The organism is Micromonospora sp. WMMC273, from assembly GCF_027460285.1.
Lineage (GTDB): Bacteria > Actinomycetota > Actinomycetes > Mycobacteriales > Micromonosporaceae > Micromonospora > Micromonospora aurantiaca.
On record NZ_JAPZBE010000001.1, the window covers coordinates 548,923 to 566,334 of the forward strand.

The 17,412-nt window shown below is 73.1% G+C and carries 16 protein-coding genes; 7 read left to right on the forward strand and 9 right to left on the reverse strand.

What is annotated here, in order from left to right:
• Nucleotides 1-58: 58 nt before the first annotated feature.
• The 7 genes from O7611_RS02780 to O7611_RS02810 all read right to left on the reverse strand — a co-directional run bounded on the left by O7611_RS02780 (nt 59) and on the right by O7611_RS02810 (nt 7,080).
• Nucleotides 59-1,243, reverse strand: a complete 1,185-nt coding sequence (locus tag O7611_RS02780) for an osmoprotectant NAGGN system M42 family peptidase (RefSeq protein ID WP_269696148.1) — start codon at nt 1,241-1,243, stop codon at nt 59-61.
• Nucleotides 1,240-3,078: an N-acetylglutaminylglutamine synthetase gene (gene ngg, locus O7611_RS02785; RefSeq protein ID WP_269696149.1), complete on the reverse strand. Its 1,839-nt coding sequence runs from the start codon at nt 3,076-3,078 to the stop codon at nt 1,240-1,242. The genes O7611_RS02780 and ngg overlap by 4 nt, the downstream gene beginning before the upstream one ends.
• A gap of 2 nt (nt 3,079-3,080) precedes the next feature.
• Nucleotides 3,081-4,871, reverse strand: a complete 1,791-nt coding sequence (locus O7611_RS02790) for an N-acetylglutaminylglutamine amidotransferase (protein WP_262012495.1) — start codon at nt 4,869-4,871, stop codon at nt 3,081-3,083.
• A gap of 354 nt (nt 4,872-5,225) precedes the next feature.
• Nucleotides 5,226-5,888: a peptide-methionine (S)-S-oxide reductase MsrA gene (gene msrA, locus O7611_RS02795; protein WP_064447692.1), complete on the reverse strand. Its 663-nt coding sequence runs from the start codon at nt 5,886-5,888 to the stop codon at nt 5,226-5,228.
• Between the two features lie 76 nt (nt 5,889-5,964).
• Nucleotides 5,965-6,378 (reverse strand): HIT family protein, encoded by a 414-nt coding sequence (locus O7611_RS02800; RefSeq protein WP_269696150.1) that lies wholly within the window; start codon nt 6,376-6,378, stop codon nt 5,965-5,967.
• Between the two features lie 121 nt (nt 6,379-6,499).
• Nucleotides 6,500-6,862: a hypothetical protein gene (locus tag O7611_RS02805; protein ID WP_269696151.1), complete on the reverse strand. Its 363-nt coding sequence runs from the start codon at nt 6,860-6,862 to the stop codon at nt 6,500-6,502.
• Nucleotides 6,832-7,080 (reverse strand): hypothetical protein, encoded by a 249-nt coding sequence (locus tag O7611_RS02810; RefSeq protein WP_228531232.1) that lies wholly within the window; start codon nt 7,078-7,080, stop codon nt 6,832-6,834. Before O7611_RS02810 ends, O7611_RS02805 begins: the two co-directional genes overlap by 31 nt.
• A 95-nt stretch (nt 7,081-7,175) precedes the next feature.
• On the opposite strand from O7611_RS02810, the gene O7611_RS02815 reads away from it, so the two are divergent.
• The 4 genes from O7611_RS02815 (at nt 7,176) to ilvA (ending at nt 11,918) form a co-directional block, all read left to right on the forward strand.
• On the forward strand, nt 7,176-8,318 hold the full coding sequence (locus O7611_RS02815; RefSeq protein ID WP_194798528.1) for a cystathionine gamma-synthase: 1,143 nt from the start codon (nt 7,176-7,178) through the stop codon (nt 8,316-8,318).
• Nucleotides 8,319-8,334: 16 nt separating this feature from the next.
• Nucleotides 8,335-9,747: an amidase gene (locus O7611_RS02820; RefSeq protein WP_194798527.1), complete on the forward strand. Its 1,413-nt coding sequence runs from the start codon at nt 8,335-8,337 to the stop codon at nt 9,745-9,747.
• A 147-nt stretch (nt 9,748-9,894) separates the two neighbouring features.
• Entirely contained in the window at nt 9,895-10,701 is an 807-nt protein-coding gene (locus O7611_RS02825; RefSeq protein ID WP_269696152.1) for a DUF4328 domain-containing protein, read from the forward strand.
• Nucleotides 10,698-11,918 (forward strand): threonine ammonia-lyase, encoded by a 1,221-nt coding sequence (gene ilvA / locus O7611_RS02830; protein WP_194798525.1) that lies wholly within the window; start codon nt 10,698-10,700, stop codon nt 11,916-11,918. Before O7611_RS02825 ends, ilvA begins: the two co-directional genes overlap by 4 nt.
• A gap of 133 nt (nt 11,919-12,051) precedes the next feature.
• On the opposite strand, the gene greA is transcribed toward ilvA, so the two are convergent.
• Together greA and O7611_RS02840 are read right to left on the reverse strand one after the other, a co-directional pair.
• Nucleotides 12,052-12,552 carry a transcription elongation factor GreA gene (gene greA, locus O7611_RS02835; RefSeq protein ID WP_013284133.1) on the reverse strand — a complete coding sequence of 167 codons (501 nt, stop codon included), beginning with the start codon at nt 12,550-12,552 and terminating at the stop codon, nt 12,052-12,054.
• Between the two features lie 145 nt (nt 12,553-12,697).
• On the reverse strand, nt 12,698-13,132 hold the full coding sequence (locus tag O7611_RS02840) for a DUF4307 domain-containing protein (RefSeq protein WP_194798524.1): 435 nt from the start codon (nt 13,130-13,132) through the stop codon (nt 12,698-12,700).
• Between the two features lie 244 nt (nt 13,133-13,376).
• Between O7611_RS02840 and mca the strand changes: the two genes are divergently transcribed.
• From mca to O7611_RS02855, 3 genes are all read left to right on the forward strand, one after another.
• A complete protein-coding gene (gene mca / locus O7611_RS02845; protein ID WP_135243394.1) occupies nt 13,377-14,258 on the forward strand; it encodes a mycothiol conjugate amidase Mca in 882 nt (293 codons plus the stop codon).
• Between the two features lie 48 nt (nt 14,259-14,306).
• Nucleotides 14,307-14,591 carry a hypothetical protein gene (locus O7611_RS02850; protein WP_194798523.1) on the forward strand — a complete coding sequence of 95 codons (285 nt, stop codon included), beginning with the start codon at nt 14,307-14,309 and terminating at the stop codon, nt 14,589-14,591.
• Between the two features lie 216 nt (nt 14,592-14,807).
• Nucleotides 14,808-17,303, forward strand: coding sequence for a putative bifunctional diguanylate cyclase/phosphodiesterase (locus O7611_RS02855; protein ID WP_194798951.1), 2,496 nt, complete (start codon nt 14,808-14,810; stop codon nt 17,301-17,303).
• Nucleotides 17,304-17,412 lie beyond the last annotated feature (109 nt).

Consider the following 17,412-nt stretch of genomic DNA (forward strand, 5'->3'; position numbering starts at 1 on the left):
ACCGCCACGCTATCCACTTCGCGGCGGCCGCGGCAACGGATTTCGATCACAGGCCCGGTCAGTCCAGGCCGATCGGGCCCTCGCGCGGGCCCTCCTCGTTCGCCGGCTGCACTGCGAGCGACGGGAAGTCGGCCAGGTCGCCCTCCGGCTCGGCGTCCCACTCCGGGAAGACCAGGGGGCTCTGGAGATAGAGGCAGAGCAACTGGGTGAGCTGGTGCAGGCCGTCGAGGTGGGTGCGTTCGTGCCCGTGGGTGGCGTCCACGCCGAACCCGAGCAGCGCGACCCGGGCGTGCGCCCCGGCCTCGACCGCGGCGGCCACGTCCGAGCGGTAGTAGTCGAACACGTCCCGGACCAGGTCGACGCCGTGCTCCTTGGCGATCGAGGCGAGGTTGCGGGTCAGGTGGTAGTCGAACGGGCCGACCCCGTCGCCCATCGCCAGCGTGGCGGCGGTCTCCCGCGACTGCTGGCCCGGCGCGACCACCGCCGCGTCCACCGAGACGATCTCCGCGACGTCCGGGTCCAGCCCGTGGCTGGCGCCGTGGCCGATCTCCTCGGTGACGGTGACCAGCAGGTGCGCGGTGACCGCCGGGGTGATCCCGGCGTCGACCATCGCCTTGAACGCGGTCAGCACCGCCGCCACGCCCGCCTTGTCGTCCAGGTGCCGGGACTTGACGTACCCGTTCGGAGTGATCGTGGGGTTGGGCAGGAACGCGACGAAGTCCCCGGCGTCGATGCCGAGCGCCCGCAGCCCGGCCTCGTCGTGCACCGGCTCGTCCACCCGCACCTCGACCAGCTCCCAGCCGACGCCCTGGAGGTCGACCGCCTCGTTGTAGCGGTGGCCGCTCGCCTTCAGCGGCAGCACCTGGCCGGTGACGACCCGCTCCAGGTCGTCGGTGAAGATCCGCACGTGGGCGCCCTCGGCGAAGCGGGCGCTGTGCGTACCGATCGGGTTGACCTCCAGCCGCCCGTTCTCCTTGAGCCGCTTCACCATGCCGCCGATGGTGTCGGTGTGCACCACCACGGCCCGGTCGGCGCCGGTCGAGCGGGGGCCGGGCAGGCAGGCGCTCAGCGCCCCGCGACGGGTCAGCGTGGAGCTGATCCCGATCGCGGAGAGCCGCTCGCCGACGTACTGCTGGATGTGGTCGGTGCGCCCCGACGGGCTGGGGATCTCCAGCAGCTCCACCAGCACCTGGCGGAGGTAGTCGAGGTCGAGCTTGAGCGGTTGCGGCTTGCGTGCGGTCATGCCCCAGAGCTTGCCGCACCGGCCGGCGACCAGAGTCGCTGCGGTGCCCGGGTACCCGGGAAGAGCAGGTCGACGAAGCGCTCGGCGGTGGGCTGCGGCTCGTGGTTGGCCAGTCCGGGCCGCTCGTTCGCCTCGATGAACACGTGTTCCGGCCGGTCCGGCGCGGGGACCAGCAGGTCCAGCCCGGTGACCGGGATGTCCAGCGCCCGGCTCGCGGTGACGCACGCCTCGGCGATCGCCGGGTGCAGCTCGGCGGTCACGTCGTGGATCGTGCCGCCGGTGTGCAGGTTGGCCGTCCGCCGGACCGCCAGCACCTCGCCCTCCGGCAGCACGTCGTGCATCCGGTACCCGGCCTCCGCCACCACCTCGCGGGTCATGTCGTCGACGGGGATGCGGGACTCGCCGCCGGTGGCGGCGGCCCGGCGACGGCTCTGCCGCTCGATCAGCTCGGTGATGTCGTGCACGCCGTCGCCGGTGATCTGCGCCGGCCGGCGGACCGCGGCGGCGACCACCTCGTGGTCGATCACCACGACCCGCAGGTCCTCGCCCGCGCGCAGTTCCTCGATCAGCACGTCCGGGCAGAACCGGCGGGCCAGCTCGACGGCCGCGGTCAGGGCCTCCGGCGTACGCACGCCGACGGTGATGCCGTTGCCCTGCTCGCCGCGCGCCGGCTTGACCACCACCGGGCCCACGTCGTTCAGGAACGCCACGTCGTCGGGCTCGCCGGTGGCCGTACGCCCGCGCGGCACCGACAGCCCCGCCTCGGTGAGGATGCGCCGGGTCACCCGCTTGTCGTCGCAGCGGCTCATCGCCACCGCCGAGGTCAGCTCCGACAGCGACTCGCGGGTGTGGATGGTCCGGCCGCCGGTGGTCAGCTTCAGCTCACCCCAGTGCGGGTCGGTCACCTCGACCCGGATGCCGCGGCGCATCGCCTCGTCCGCGACGATCTTCGCGTACGGGTTCAGCTCGTCGTACCCCTCGGGCATGGCGGGCAGGAACAGGCGCTCGTTGATCGGGTTCTTCCGCTTCACGCAGAGCGTGCCGGTGCGGTGGAAGCCGAGGCGCTCGTACAGCCGGATCGCACCCGAGTTCTCGGCCAGCACGGACAGGTCCACGAACGCCCGGCCGCGCTCGTCGAGCCGGTCCGCGAGCGCGGTCAGCAGCGCCTGCCCGGTGCCGGGCGGGGCGGTGTTGAAGTCGACTGTGAGGCACCACAGGCTGGCGCCGTCCTCCGGGTCGCCGAAGACCGCGACGTGGTCCACGCCGGTGATGGTGCCGACCACCTCACCGGTGGTGTCCTCGGCCACCAGGTGCAGGAACCGGTCCGTGCCGGCGTTGTCCACCAGCACCTCCACCGGGGCGGTGACCATGCCGTTGCGCGCGTAGATCCGGTTCACCGCCTCGGCGTCGGCGGCGTCACGCAGCGGCCGGACGGTCAGCCCGGGCACCTCGCCGCCCTCGGTGGCGGCGGGCCGCTTGTCGCCCAGCGGCAGCCGGTACGTCAGCGACGGGTCGATGAACAGCTCGTCCGGCAGCCGGGACACCAGCACGTGCGGGTCGCGCAGGTAGATGCAGATGTCCCGGGCGCCGACCGCCTCGGAGCGCAGCACGTCGGCCACGTGCACCTGGTCGTCGAACGTCTGCCCGAACACCAGCCGGCCCCAGCCGCAGTCCAGCACCACGCCCGAGGCGTCGGTGGACGCGGTCTCCGGCTGCCGCGGCTCCGGCGTACCCGGTGCGACCGGGTCACCGCCGGGGCCGATGCGTTCCCGGCGGCGCCCCAGCACCCGTTCCCGGTCGGTACGCGCCGTTCCGGTGGCGAGGGTGTCGGTCACGGTCAGTCGATTCCGTGGCTCTGGAGCCACATTTCCAGGAGTCCCAGTTGCCACAGCTTGTTTCCGTTCAACGGGGTCAGTTCGGCGTTCGGGTCGGCGAGCAGCGCATCGACGTAGTCGGCGCGGAACAGGTCACGACGGCGCGCCTCCGGGGCGGTGAGCGCGTCGCGTACCCGGTCGAGGAGCTTGCCCTCCAGGTGGGTGAGACCGGGCACCGGGAAGTAGCCCTTGGGCCGGTCGATGACCTCGTGCGGCAGGACCCGGCGGCCGATCTCCTTGAGCACGCCCTTGCCACCCTGGGCAAGCTTCAGCTCCGGCGGGCAGCTCGCGGCCAGCTCGACGAACTCGTGGTCGAGGAACGGCACCCGGGCCTCCAGCCCGTGCGCCATGGTCATGTTGTCGACCCGCTTCACCGGGTCGTCGGTCAGCATGACCTGGGTGTCGATCCGCAGGCCGGCGTCGACGGCGGTCTGCGCGCCCGCGCGGCCCAGGTGCGCGGCCACGAACTCCCGCGCCGGGTCGCCGTCGGCCAGCCACGCCGGGTTGAGCACCCGGGCCAGTCCGGCCGCGTCGCGGTCGAAGAACGCCTTCGCGTACGTCTCGAGCGCCTGCTCCCGGTCCACCCCGGCGAGCGGCGGGTACCAGTGGTAGCCACCCAGGATCTCGTCCGCGCCCTGGCCCGACTGCACCACCTTGACGTGCTTCGCGACCTCCTGGCTGAGCAGCCAGAACGCGACGCAGTCGTGGCTGACCATCGGTTCGCTCATCGCCGCGACGGCGGCCTCCAGCGGCGGCAGCAGGTCACCGGTGGGCACCCGGATCTGGTGGTGGTCGGTGCCGAACGTCTTCGCGACCAGATCGGAGTAGACGAACTCGTCGCCCTCCCGGCCGCCGACCGCGTCGAAGCCGATGGAGAACGTGGCCAGACCGGACCGGGCCTGCCCCTCGCCGGCGAGCAGCGCGACCACCAGGCTGGAGTCGAGGCCGCCGGAGAGCAGCACGCCCACCGGGACGTCGGCCACCATGCGGCGGCGCACGGCGGTGGTCAGCGAGTCGAGCAGCGCGTCCTGCCAGTCCCGCTCGGACCAGCCGGCCCGCTCGGCGGCGCGGCCGAAGGACGGATCCCAGTAGACCCGCTCGTGGGTGGAGCCGTCCGCCTCGTACACCCGGACCGTGGCCGGCGGCAGCTTGGTGACGCCGGCCAGGATGGTGCGCGGCGGCGGCACGATGCTGTGGAAGCTCAGGTAGTGGGCGAGCGCAACCCGGTCGATGGTGGTGTCGATGCCGCCGCCGGCGAGCAGCGCCGGCAGCGTCGAGGCGAACCGGACCACACCGGGGCTCTCGGCCAGGTAGAGCGGCTTGATGCCGAGGCGGTCCCGGGCCAGCACCAGGCGGCCGGTGTCGCGCTCGCTGATCGCCACCGCGAACATGCCGATCAGGTGGTCGACGAAGTCGAGCCCCCACTCGGCGTACGCCTTGACCACGACCTCGCTGTCACCGGACGAGAAGAACCGGTGGCCCTTGGCCTGCAGCTCGGCGCGTAGTTCCCGGTAGTTGTAGATGCAGCCGTTGAAGACACCGGTGAGCCCGGCGGCGGCGTCCACGATGGGTTGGCCGCTCGCCGCGGACAGGTCGATGATCTTCAGGCGCCGGTGTCCCAGCGCGGTCGGGCCCTGCGACCAGATGCCGCTGTCGTCGGGCCCTCGGTCACTCATCGTGGCCGCCATCCGCTCCACGGCCGAGACGTCGGCGCGTGAACCGTCACGGCGGAACTCTCCCGCAAGTCCGCACATACGAGCCAATGCTGCCAGAGCTTGTTGCAGTTCGCCTGTTGAGACGATGACGAACGTGTGACAGCTTGCTACGATGCGCCGTCACGCAGGGTGGTTGCCTGTCACGCCTTCGGTTCCTGCCCCTCCACGCCCGGATGCCGGAAACCCGGCCCGTCCCCGGTGTGAGGAATACCGCACGGACCGGCGCGCCCCGGCATCGGCGGCTTTCCCCGATCTTGCACTTTGGTGCCCCGTAATCCTCGTAATCCGGGCAACTCGTGGGCCGAAACTGCAAGATCGCGTGAGCGTAGACGCTGCCGGCACGGTGATCGGCCTCGCCGTTCACCGTGCCGGACTCGTGGTGCGGGTCGCGGGCTAGCCCGCGGTGCGGGCCACGCCGACCGGGCAGCTCAGCCCGTTCGGTCCGTGGTTGCAGTAGCCGTTCGGGTTCTTCGTCGGAGCCAGGTACTGCTGGTGGTAGTCCTCGGCGAAGTAGTAGTCGCCGAGCGGGGCGATCTCGGTGGTGATCTCACCCTTGCCGGCCCGGGCCACGATCGGCGCGAACGCGTCCCGCGACGCCTTCGCGGCGGCGGCCTGCTCGTCGGTGGTGGTGTAGATCGCCGAGCGGTACTGGGTGCCCACGTCGTTGCCCTGGCGCATGCCCTGGGTCGGGTCATGGTTCTCCCAGAAGACCTTCAGCAGGTCCTCGTAGGCGATCTTCGACGGGTCGTAGACCACCTGGACCACCTCGGCGTGCCCGGTCATGCCCGAGCAGACCTCCTCGTACGTCGGGTTGGTGGTGTAGCCACCCGCGTAGCCGGCGGACGTGGTGATCACGCCGGGGAGGGTCCAGAACAGCCGCTCGGCGCCCCAGAAGCAGCCCATCCCGAAGACGGCGACCTGCGCGCCCTCGGGGAACGGGCCCTTCAGCGTCGACGGCAGCACCTCGTGCCGGTCGGCGATCGGCATCGCGATCGGGCGACCCGGCAGGGCTTGGTCAGGAGAGATCATTTCAGCCTTCATGCGGCGGAGGAACACGGTGGGACTCCTCTCTTGGCTTTCCCAGCGTGTGCAACAGCGTCGCCCCCCGGTTCCTTACCCGCCCACGCTCCCGTCAGGCCAGCGCCGCCGAGATCCGCCCGGCGAACGTCTCGGCCTCGGCGTCGTCGGCGTACCGGGTACGCGGCCAGAAGAAGCCGCGCAGCCCGTCGCCCTTCGTCCTGGGAACCACGTGGGTGTGCAGGTGCGGTACGGACTGGGACACCCGGTTGTTCATCGCCACGAACGTCCCACCGGCGTCCATGCCGGTCTCCACGGCCACGGCGATCCGCTGCACCAGCCGGAAGTAGCCGGGCAGCGCGTCGGCCGGCAGGTCGGCCAGGGTGACCAGGTGGGTACGGGGCACCACGAGCACGTGCCCCTTGAACACCGGGCGGGTGTCCAGGAAAGCGACCCCGTCCGGCTCGTCGGTCACCCGGAAGGCCGGCACCTCGCCCGCCACGATCCCGCAGAACACGCACCCGCTCATCCGACCACCCTAGGCCCGGCCCGGCCACCCCACCTCCGGGCGAGCGTTGATCATGAGGTTGGCTGCGACAAATCGGACCGTCGGCACCGCTAACCTCATGATCGGCGCGAAACCGGGCGGGTCAGGAGCGGTCCAGGTAGGCGTCCCAGTCGTCTTCGGGGATGCCAGTCGGGCCGGTCTCGCCGTTGGCGAGGCGCGCCCGGATGTCCGCCTCCCATCGCAGCGCCCATCCGCGCAACTCGTCGACCTGTTGCTCGGTGAGCCCGTACGAACGGAAGGTCCGGCCGTCCCGCTCCGTCACACCACCCAGCCGGTCGGCCAGTTCGTCCAACGAGAAGCCGGCGGTGTGACGGGCGCCGAGGTGCTCCAACTCCGACCAGGTGAGCCGCTCGGAGGCCGCGCGGACGTCGATGTAGTCCCGGTGGGCGGCTCGGTCGTGCAGCGCGCGGACCTTCAGCCCCACCGCGTCCTCGAAGGCCAGCACCGGGCCCCGAGGCGATCCGTCACGGCGTCGAGCGGCAGCGCGGCGGCCGTGGCGAAGTCGATGTCCTGGGAGGGCCGGTCGACCAGGTCGTGGGCGCACATGGCATAGCCGCCGGCGAGCATCAACCCTAGGTCGTCACCGGCAGCGAGACCCAGCGAGGCCGGGATCCGGTCGGCGACGCCGTGCAGGCGAGAGGGGAGCGCCTCGGTCGAACTCACCGGACCAGTATGGCCGACCGCCCCGACACCTTCGCGCTTGTGACTCGCACCGGGTTGCCGGGAGCGGGACCGGGCGGGGGACTAACGTCTGCGGCATGAGCCACGGCTTCGAGACACTCGCCATCCACGCCGGTCAGGACCCGGAGGCCCGCACCGGTGCGGTGATCCCGCCGATCTACCAGACCAGCACGTACGCCCAGGACGCCGTCGGCGCGCCCCGCGAGGGCTACGAGTACAGCCGCTCCGGTAACCCGACGCGCGACGCGCTCCAGGAGTGCCTGGCCGCGCTGGAGGGCGGCCCGGTGGCGCTCGCCTTCGCCAGCGGCCTGGCCGCCGAGGACACGCTGCTGCGGACCGTCTGCAAGCCGGGCGACCACGTGGTGATCCCGGACGACGCGTACGGCGGCACGTACCGGCTGTTCGCCAAGGTGGCCGAGCGCTGGGGCCTGGCGTACACCCCGGCGAAGGTCTCCGACCCGGACGCCGTGCGGGCCGCGATCCGTCCCGGCGCGACAAAGATCGTGTGGGTGGAGACGCCGACCAACCCGCTGCTCGGCATCGCCGACATCGCCGCGCTCGCCGCGGTGGCGCACGACGCCGGCGCGCTGCTGGTGGTCGACAACACGTTCGCCTCGCCGTACCTCCAGCAGCCGATCGCGTTCGGCGCGGACGTGGTGGTGCACTCCACCACCAAGTACGTCGGCGGACACTCCGACGTGGTCGGCGGCGCGCTCGTCGCGGCGGACCGCGCGCTCGGCGAGGAGCTGCGCTACCACCAGAACGCGATGGGCGCGGTCAACGGGCCGTTCGACGCCTGGCTCACGCTGCGCGGCATCAAGACCCTCGGGGTACGGATGGACCGGCACTGCGACAACGCCGAGCGGATCGCGGCCTACCTGGACGGACACGCCAAGGTCGCCCAGGTCGTCTACCCGGGCCTGCCCTCGCACCCCGGCCACGAGGTGGCCGCCAAGCAGATGCGCCGGTTCGGCGGCATGATCTCGTTCCGCGCGGCGGGCGGCGAGGAGCACGCCGTCCAGATCTGCAACCGGGCCCGGTTGTTCGTGCTCGCCGAGTCGCTCGGCGGCGTCGAGTCCCTGATCGAGCACCCGGGCCGGATGACACACGCAAGCGCTGCGGGCTCGCCGCTTGAAGTTCCCGGCGATCTCGTGCGACTGTCTGTCGGCATCGAGACGGTCGACGACCTGCTCGCCGATCTGGAGCAGGCCCTGGGCTGACCGCTGGTTGGGGAGGGTGGCAGTGCCGGACATCTTGCCGACGACCTGGGTCGGGACGACCGCGAAACAGATCGCCCGGGCGGTACGCCGTGGCGACGTCTCCGCCACCCAGGTCGTCGCCGACCACCTGGACCACGTCGCCCGGGTGGATCCCGAGCTGGGCGCGTTCCGCGCGGTGCGCGGCGGTGAGGCGATCACCGAGGCGGAGAAGGTCGACGAGCAGGAGGAACTGGCGAACCTGCCGCTCGCCGGGGTGCCGGTGGCGGTCAAGGAGAACACGCCGGTGGCCGGCCTGCCCACCTGGAACGGGTCGGCCGCGATGCGTACGCCGGTGGCGGAGGCCGACCACGAGGTGGTCCGGCGGCTGCGCGGCGCGGGCGCTGTCATCCTCGGTGTGACCCGGATGCCGGAGCTGGGCCTGTGGGCGCTCACCGACGACGACACCGCTGTCACCCGCAACCCGTGGGATCCGGCGCGTACCCCCGGTGGTTCGTCCGGCGGCGCGGCCGCCGCGGTGGCCGCCGGGCTGGTGCCGATGGCCCACGGCAACGACGGTCTCGGGTCGATCCGCATCCCGGCGGCCTGCTGCGGCCTGGTCGGGCTCAAGCCCGGCCGGGGCGTGGTGCCCTGCCAGCTCGGCGCGGACGACTGGTTCGGCCTCACCGAGCACGGCATGCTGACCAGCACCGTCGCCGACGCGGTGGTGGGTTTCTCGGTGCTGGCCGGCCGCCGGCCGGACAAGCTGGTCCCGCCGGAGCGGCTGCGGGTGGGCGTCTCGCTGCGCTCGCCGGTGCGTGGCGTCTCGCCGGACGCGCCGAACCGGGACGCGGTCGCCGCCGCCGGCCGGCTGCTGGCCGCCGCCGGTCACGACACCGTGCCCGCCGATCCGGTCTACCCGACCCGGCTCGGCCTCCAGGGCATCGCCACCTGGTTCGCGGCGGCCGCCGCCGACGTGCGCGCCGCCGGGGTGGCGCCGCGTCAGCTCCAGCGCCGCAGTCGCCGGCACGTCACGCTCGGCGAGTGGGCGCAGCGCCGGGGGTACGTGCGGGAGGCCGACCGGGCCGCCTGGCGCGAACGGTCGGTGCACTTCTTCGCGGACAACTCGATCGACCTGCTGCTCACCCCGGCGCTGGCCGGGCCCCCGCCGGAGGCCGCCGGGTGGTCGGGCCGCTCCTGGCTGGCGAACATGTCGACCAACATCAGGTACGCCCCGTACGCGGCGCCGTGGAACATCGCCGGGCTCCCGTCGATAGTGGTGCCGGTCGGCCGCCGCCCGGACGGCCTGCCGGTGGGCGTGCAGTTCGTCGGCCCGCCCGGCTCCGAACTGCTGTTGCTCGGCGTGGCCGGCCAGTTCGAGATGCAGGCGCCGTGGGCCCGGCACGCACCCGGCTATCCCCGGGTCGGAACGGGGTCGCCGGCCACCGCGTGATCGTCTAGCGTGTGCGCACCCTGTCGCGCACACCACCTCGGACGGTCCCCGATGAACTGCCAGACCTGCGGGGACCCCACGTCCCCGGCCTATGAGGAGTGCCGGCGCTGCGGCACCCGAGTCGGTCAGCCCGCCGTGAGTCCCGGCGTGCCCACGTACGGCGTGCGCGGCCTGGCCGTGGCCGGCGCGTTCGCGGTCGGTGCCGCCACCCTGTGCTACCTGCTCACCGCCCTGTTCCCGCTCGTGGGTGTGCAGATGGCCCGCTCGGCCGCCGAGCAGCTCGACCGGGACGTGCTGCTCGGCGCGGTGCTGGCGGAGGTGCTGTTCTCGCTGCCGTACCTGCTCGCCCTGCTGACCGCCGGGACGCTCGTGGTGATCTGGACCTGGCGGGCGCGCAAGAACCTGGACGCGTTCCCGGGCGCGGTGCCGAACCTGAGCCCGGCGTGGGCCATCGCCGGGTGGCTGGTGCCGCTGGCCAACTTCGTCGTCCCCGCCCGGGTGCTCGCCGACCTGCTCCGCAACAGCGTGTGGCAGCGCCGCCAGTCGTGGCTGGTCGGGGTGTGGTGGGTGAGCTGGCTGGTGTTCCTGATCGGTGACCGGTTCGTCGCGCGGGCCGAGCAGCAGCGCTACGACCGGCTGACCGAGCTGCCCCGCAACGACGCGGAGTTCGCCACGTACGTGCGCTTCTACGAGGACGCGCTCGCACCCCGGCTGGTGCCGGCGGTGGCCTGCCTGGTCGCCGGGATCGCGTTCGTCGTGCTGATCCGCCGGATCTCCGCCGCCCAGCAGGACCGGCTCTCCCGGGCCGTGCCCGCGTGGCCCGGCCCGCCGGGCTGGCCCGGTCAGCCCGCCTGGCCCGGCCGACCGGGCCGGCCCGCGCCCGCCGCGCCGATGCCGGTTGCGCCGACGTCGCCGCAGGTTCCGCCTGCCCCGGGTGGCACGATCGGGGCATGACGGAACTGGTCGGCCTCGCCGACGTACAGGCCGCGCGGGAGCTGCTCGCCGGTGTCACTCGTACCACCCCGCTGGAGCCGTCCCGGCCGCTCAGCGCCGCGCTCGGCGGGCCGGTCTGGCTCAAGTGCGAGAACCTCCAGCGCGCCGGGTCGTACAAGGTGCGCGGCGCGTACGTGCGGATCTCCCGGCTCTCGGCCGAGGAGCGGGCCCGCGGTGTGGTCGCGGCGAGCGCCGGCAACCACGCCCAGGGGGTGGCGCTCGCCGCCGGGCTGGTCGGCGCGCACGCCACCGTCTTCATGCCGGTGAACGCGCCGCTGCCGAAGGTCGCCGCGACGAAGGGGTACGGCGCGCAGATCGAGCTGGTCGGCAACACGGTGGACGAGTCGCTCGTCGCGGCGCAGACGTTCGCCGAGCGGACCGGGGCGGTGTTCATCCACCCGTTCGACCACGCCGACGTCATCGCCGGGCAGGGCACCGTGGCGCTGGAGATCCTCGAACAGTGCCCGGAGGTGCGCACCATCGTGACCGGGGTGGGCGGCGGCGGGCTCGTCTCGGGCATGGCGGTGGCGGCCAAGGCGCTGCGTCCCGACGTACGCGTGATCGGGGTCCAGGCGGCGAGCGCCGCCGCCTTCCCGCCCTCGCTGCGGGCCGGCGAGCCGCTGCGGCTGCCCTCGTTCGCGACGATCGCCGACGGCATCGCCGTGGGCCGTCCGGGCGAGCTGACCTTCACCCATGTCCGCAAGCTGGTCGACGACGTGGTCACGGTCTCGGAGGAGGACATCTCCCGGGCGCTGCTGATGCTGCTGGAACGCGGCAAGCAGGTGGTCGAGCCGGCCGGCGCGGTCGGCGTGGCGGCGCTGCTGGCCGGCGCGGTGGAGGTGACCGCGCCGGTCGTCGCGGTGCTCTCCGGCGGCAACATCGACCCGCTGCTCATGCTCCGGGTGATCGAGCACGGCCTGGCGGCGGCGGGGCGGTTCCTGCGGATCACCGTGCGCTGCACGGACCGGCCCGGCCAGCTCGCCTCCCTGCTCGGCGAGATCGCCGAGCACCGGGCCAACGTGGTGGACGTGGTGCACCAGCGCGCCAACCCGCACCTGCGCCTCGGCGAGGTGGAGGTGGCCCTGTCCGTGGAGACCCGCGGGGTGGAGCACTCGGACACGCTGATCAGCGCGCTGCGGGCCAGCGGCTACCAGGTGGTCTTCACCGGCGAGGGCTGAACCCCGGCGGAACGCGAACGCCCCGGCCGGATGATCCGGTCGGGGCGTTCGGGTGTGCGGCTCGGGTCCGAGGAGGGCCTGTCAGCCTCGGTCGGGTTCGGGACCCGAGCCATCCGGCGCGGGTCCGGAGGGGTCAGCCGCTGTACGGCTCGAAGGAGACGATGGTCACCTTGATATCGGCGCCGCTGGGCGCCGTGTAGGTGCAGGTCTGCCCCGCCTTGCCGCCGAGGATGGCCTTGCCGAGCGCGGACTCGGGGCTGTAGACCGTCAGGTCGGTGGTGGAGGCGATCTCCCGGGAGCCGAGCAGGAAGGTCTCGCTGTCGTCGGCGTCGTCGTCGAAGTAGATCTTCACGACCATGCCCGGCGACACCGCGTCGGTGTCCGGTGCCTCGCCGACCTTGGCGGTGCGCAGCAGCTCCTTGAGGTAGAGAATGCGGCCCTCGGCCTTGCCCTGCTCCTCGCGGGCGGCGTGGTAGCCGCCGTTCTCCCGCAGGTCGCCCTCCTCGCGCCGGGCGTTGATCTCGGCGGCGATGACCGGCCGGTTGGCGATCAGCTCGTCGAGCTCGGCCTGCAGACGGTCGTAGGCGTCCTGGGACAGCCAGGTGGCGGGCGCCTCGTTTCCATTTGTGGACACAGGCGGTCTCCTCGATTGGTGCGGACTGGCTGACAGGTGAACTTGCAAGGCTACCAGTGCGGGTCGCGTCGAGGTGTGATCAATCACCCCGGGTGCCGGCGGCGGGACCGGGGTGCGGTGGCCGGCGACTCGCCGGCGGCCCGGCTCAGCCGGCGGGCCGGCAGCGCAGGACCTCGCCGATGAACGGCCGGGCGCTCGTGGGCACCTCCTGCCGGGTCCGGATGTGGCGCTGGCCGGGCTCCGCGGTCACGGTGGCCTCGGCGCTGCCCACCTGGGCCCCGTCGTGGGAGCGGGCCCGCAGCAGACAGGTGGCGGAGCCGCCCGGCGGCACGGTGACCCGGAAGTCGACGATCACCCGGGAGTCGGTGATGTCGGAGTAGCTGATCATCTCGCCCTGGTACTCCGGGTCGCCGTACTGGTAGTAGAGCTTCGCCGCGCCCAGCCCGAGGACGGCGAGCATGACCGTCACCGTCAGGGCGAGCAGGACCGGCCGGCGGCGCCCCGGCTCCCGGCGGCGGCCGTAGCGGCCCGGCGGGAAGACCGGTGCCTTCGCGGCGACTGTGGCGTGCGTCTCGCTCACCGGCGGGTATCTCCTGGCGTTGTTGTCGGCGGCATCGGCAAGAATGGCTAGGTCCATCTTCCCAGCCCGGCGCTGAGTCAAGGATGGCAGGTCGGCCTGGACCGGCGGGCGTGGCCCTGGCCACTCCGGTGGCGGCCCCCCGACCGGCCGTCACGGGGGCTTTCGCGGGCGCGGGGGGAGATTCCGGCAGGTCAGCCGGTCGGCCCGGAGGCCGGTCGGCGGGCACAGACGAGGAGCGCCGAAGGTGGCAGAACAACTGCGTCTCATGGCGGTGCACGCCCATCCCGACGACGAGTCGAGCAAGGGCGCCGCCACCATGGCGAAATACGTCGCCGAGGGGGTGGACGTCCTGGTCGTCACCGCCACCGGTGGCGAGCGGGGCAGTGTGCTCAACCCCAAGATGGACCGCCCCGACGTCTGGGCGAACATCGGTGACATCCGGCGGGCCGAGATGGACGCCGCCCGGGCCATCCTCGGCGTCGAGCAGGCGTGGCTCGGCTTCGTCGACTCCGGGCTGCCCGAGGGCGACCCGCTGCCGCCGCTGCCGGAGGGCTGCTTCGCCCTCCAGGACGTGGACGTCGCCGCCGCGCCGCTGGTGCGCCTGATGCGGCAGTTCCGGCCGCATGTCGTCACCACCTACGACGAGGAGGGCGGCTACCCGCACCCCGACCACATCATGACCCACAAGGTCACCGTGGCGGCGTTCGACGCGGCCGGTGACCCGGACCGCCACCCCGAGCTGGGCGAGCCGTGGCAGCCGCTGAAGCTCTACTACGACGTGGGCTTCTCCCGCGCCAAGATCATGAGCCTGCACGAGGCGGTGCTCGCCGCCGGGCTCGAGTCGCCGTACGGCGAGTGGATGAAGCGCTGGGACGAGCGCCCCGACAAGGGCGCCCGGATCACCACCCGGGTCGAGTGCGCCGACTACTTCCCGGTCCGCGACGACGCGCTGCGCGCGCACGCCACCCAGATCGACCCGGACGGCTTCTGGTTCCAGGTGCCGATGGAACTGCAGAAGCGCGCCTGGCCGACGGAGGACTTCCAACTCGCCCGCTCGCTGGTCGACAGCCCGCTGCCCGAGTCCGACCTGTTCGCCGGCGTACGAGAGGCGTGCCGTGCCCACTGACCCGGCCGGGGTCTACCCTGGTGCTCAGTCGCACATCGGAGGAACACCATGCTGACCACCGTCGAGGTGCTCGCGCAGAACAACTTCGGTGACACCCGTACGGGTGGTCTGGCCGGTCCGATGGGCCTCTTCCTCATCGTCGCGCTGGCCACCGTCACCGTCCTGCTGATCCGCAACATGAACGCCCGGCTGCGCCGGCTGCCCGACCGCTTCCCGCAGCAGGGCACCCCGGGCCGGGCCGATTCCGCAGTCGCCGATCCGACAGACGGGCTCGTCGAGCAGGATTCACCGACGAACGCCCCCAACGGCTCTCAGCAGGGTCGCAACAGCTGAACACCGCGTGAATCACGTCGAAGCCGGTCGTCGCCCCCTGTTGCGGCCACCGGCTTTGGCTTAGCCTTCCGCCGGGGGGACCGTCAGGCCCCGGACCCTGCGCGGAAGGGGGACGCCGATGTCGATGGCAGCACCGGCCCCCGACCATGCCCCGGCCCGACGCGTCGACGGGGCGGCCCCGTGACCACCGAGCCGGCCGACCGTTCCCCCGACCGGATCGGCCTGCGCGGGACACCGGTGGGCGTCGTCCTGCTCACCGTCGCGGTCGCGCTGACCGGTCTGCTCGCCGCCGTGCTGGGCCTCACCGTCCCGTCGCACCTGCCGGCCGACGACTCGCTCCCGGGTGCGGCCCGGTTCGGCATCGCCGCTGCCGCGTTCGCGGTGGCCCAGCTCGCCCGGCTGCGCTTCCGCAGCGCTTCGGGCATGGTGAGCATCACCTGGGGCGAGGCCGCACTCGTGGTCTGCCTCTGGCTGGTGCCTGCCGGCTGGCTCCCGGCCGCCGCCCTGCTGGGCGTGGGCACCTCCTGGACCGTGATGTCGCTGGTCTCCGACCGTCGTCCCGCGCTGGAACTGGTGGGGATCGCCGGTTCGCTCACCGCCGCCACCGCGCTCGCCGCCGCCGTGGCCACCGCGCTCGGCCCGCCGCTGCTCGCCGCGCCCACGCCGGAGCTGGCGCTCACGCTCAGCGCCGCCGCGGTGACGTACCTGCTCACCACAGCCTTCCTGGGTGCTGTCACGCTCGCCCTGCGGCACGGCATCGCGATCGGGCCGCCGCTGCTCGCCGCGTTGCGCGGCAAGCTGCTCATGTTCGTCGGCAACGTGGCGGTCGGCCTGGTGGTCGTCGCGCTGCTCGAACTCGACGCGCGCTGGCTGCTGCTCCTGCCGCCGCCGCTGTGGCTGCTCCAGCAGACGTACCGCCACCGGCTCCGCGCCGACCAGGAGCGGCGTACGTGGCGGGCGTTCGCCGAGGCCACCGCCGCACTCAACCAGCTCGACGAGCGCGGCGTGGCGACCGCGGCGGTGACCGGCGCGCTCACCCTGTTCGGCGCGGAACTGGTCGAGGTCGACGTGGCCCGGGGCGAGGGCCGCTGGCGCCGCTACCGGGCCGACCGCGGCGGGCAGGTACGCGACCGGGAGGTGGAACCGTCGGCCGGCGCCGAGGCGGGGGAGCACGAGCTGGTGCGCCGCCTCGTGGTTGGCTCCGCCGACGTCGGCCGCCTGCGGGTGCGCTTCGCCCGGTCCGCCCCGCCGAGCGCCCGGGAACGCGACGGCGTGGCGGCCTTCGGGGACGCGCTGGCCGCCGCCCTGCACGACGCCGCCACGCACCGGGAGCTGCGGCTGGTCACCGCCCGCTCGTCGTACGACGCGGTGCACGACCAGCTCACCGGGCTGCTCAACCGGGCGGCGCTGCTCGCCAAGGGGGACCAGGCGCTGCGGCAGCGCGCCCACGACCACCCGGTGGCACTGCTGCTGCTCGACGTGAACCAGTTCAAGGAGGTCAACGACACGCTCGGGCACTCGGCGGGCGACCAGCTGCTGCGGCTCACCTCCAACCGGCTCGCCGCGCTGACCCGGCCGGGTGACCTGCTCGGGCGCCTCGGCGGCGACGAGTTCGCGCTGCTGCTGACCTCGGTGCCGCTGGTCGAGGAGCGGACCGCCCCGCTGGCGTACGCGCTGCGCCAGGCCCGGGAGGTCGCCGAGCGCCTCGCCGCGCCGACCGAGGTGGCGGGGGTGCGGATGTCCGTCGAGGTGGCGGTGGGCGTCGTGGTGGCCGACGCGGGCGCGGCCGACCTGACCGAGTTGCTGCGGCGCGCCGACATCGCCATGTACCAGGCGAAGGAGGGCGGCGGCAGCGTCGCCGCGTACGACAGCTCCCGCGACGCGGCGAGCACCGACCACCTGGCGCTGCTCGCGGAGATGCGGGAGGCGCTGGCCGCCGACGACCAGCTGGTGCTCGCGTTGCAGCCGGCCGTGGACCTGGCGACCGGCGCGCCGACCGGGGTGGAGGCGCTGATCCGGTGGCGGCATCCGCGCCGGGGCTGGCTCGGCCCGGCCGACTTCATCCGCCCGGTGGAGAACAGCGAGCAGCTCGGCAGCTTCACCCGGTACGTGCTGGACAAGGCGCTGGCGGTCGCCGCCGGGTGGGCGCGGGACGGGCTGGACATCCCGATCTCGGTGAACCTGTCCGCGCGCAGCCTGCTCGACCCGCGGCTGCCCGCCGAGATCGACGAGGCGCTGCGCCGTCACCAGGTGCCGCCGCACCGGCTGGTCCTGGAGATCACCGAGACGGTGGTGATGAGTGAGCTGGAGGTCATCGACGAGGTGCTGGCCACGCTGCGGGGCATGGGCGTGCAGCTCGCCGTGGACGACTTCGGCACCGGGTTCTCGTCGCTGACGTTCCTCACCCGGATCGCGGTGGACGAGTTGAAGGTGGACCGCTCGTTCGTGCTCCGGATGGCCGACTCGCCGGAGGCGGCGGCGATCGTCCGGACCACAGTGGGGCTGGCCCACGAGCTGGGGCTGCGGGTGGTGGCCGAGGGCGTGGAGACGGCCGAGCAGCGCACCGCGCTGGCCGAGCTGGGCTGTACCGCCGCCCAGGGCTACCACTTCTTCAAGCCGATGCCGGCCGACAAGATCTCCGCGGTGCTCGGATCACTGCGCGACGCCGCCCGCGGCAACGTCTTCCCGCTGCGCGCGGACGGCGCCTCCTGACCCGTCCGTCCGCCGTGGACGGGGCAGCGGAGAACGCCCGGCCGGTCCTACGCTGCTGGCACGGCGGGTGCGGCAGGCGTACCCGCTGACGTCCACACGGGGAGGACGA

Coding starts and splice junctions, on each gene's coding strand:
- O7611_RS02790 (WP_262012495.1), bottom strand. CDS start 4,871: ATGTGCGGACTTGCGGGAGAGTTCCGCCGTGACGGTTCACGCGCCGAC.
- O7611_RS02815 (WP_194798528.1), top strand. CDS start 7,176: ATGAGCCACGGCTTCGAGACACTCGCCATCCACGCCGGTCAGGACCCG.
- O7611_RS02850 (WP_194798523.1), top strand. CDS start 14,307: ATGCTGACCACCGTCGAGGTGCTCGCGCAGAACAACTTCGGTGACACC.
- O7611_RS02780 (WP_269696148.1), bottom strand. CDS start 1,243: ATGACCGCACGCAAGCCGCAACCGCTCAAGCTCGACCTCGACTACCTC.
- O7611_RS02800 (WP_269696150.1), bottom strand. CDS start 6,378: ATGAGCGGGTGCGTGTTCTGCGGGATCGTGGCGGGCGAGGTGCCGGCC.
- ilvA (WP_194798525.1), top strand. CDS start 10,698: ATGACGGAACTGGTCGGCCTCGCCGACGTACAGGCCGCGCGGGAGCTG.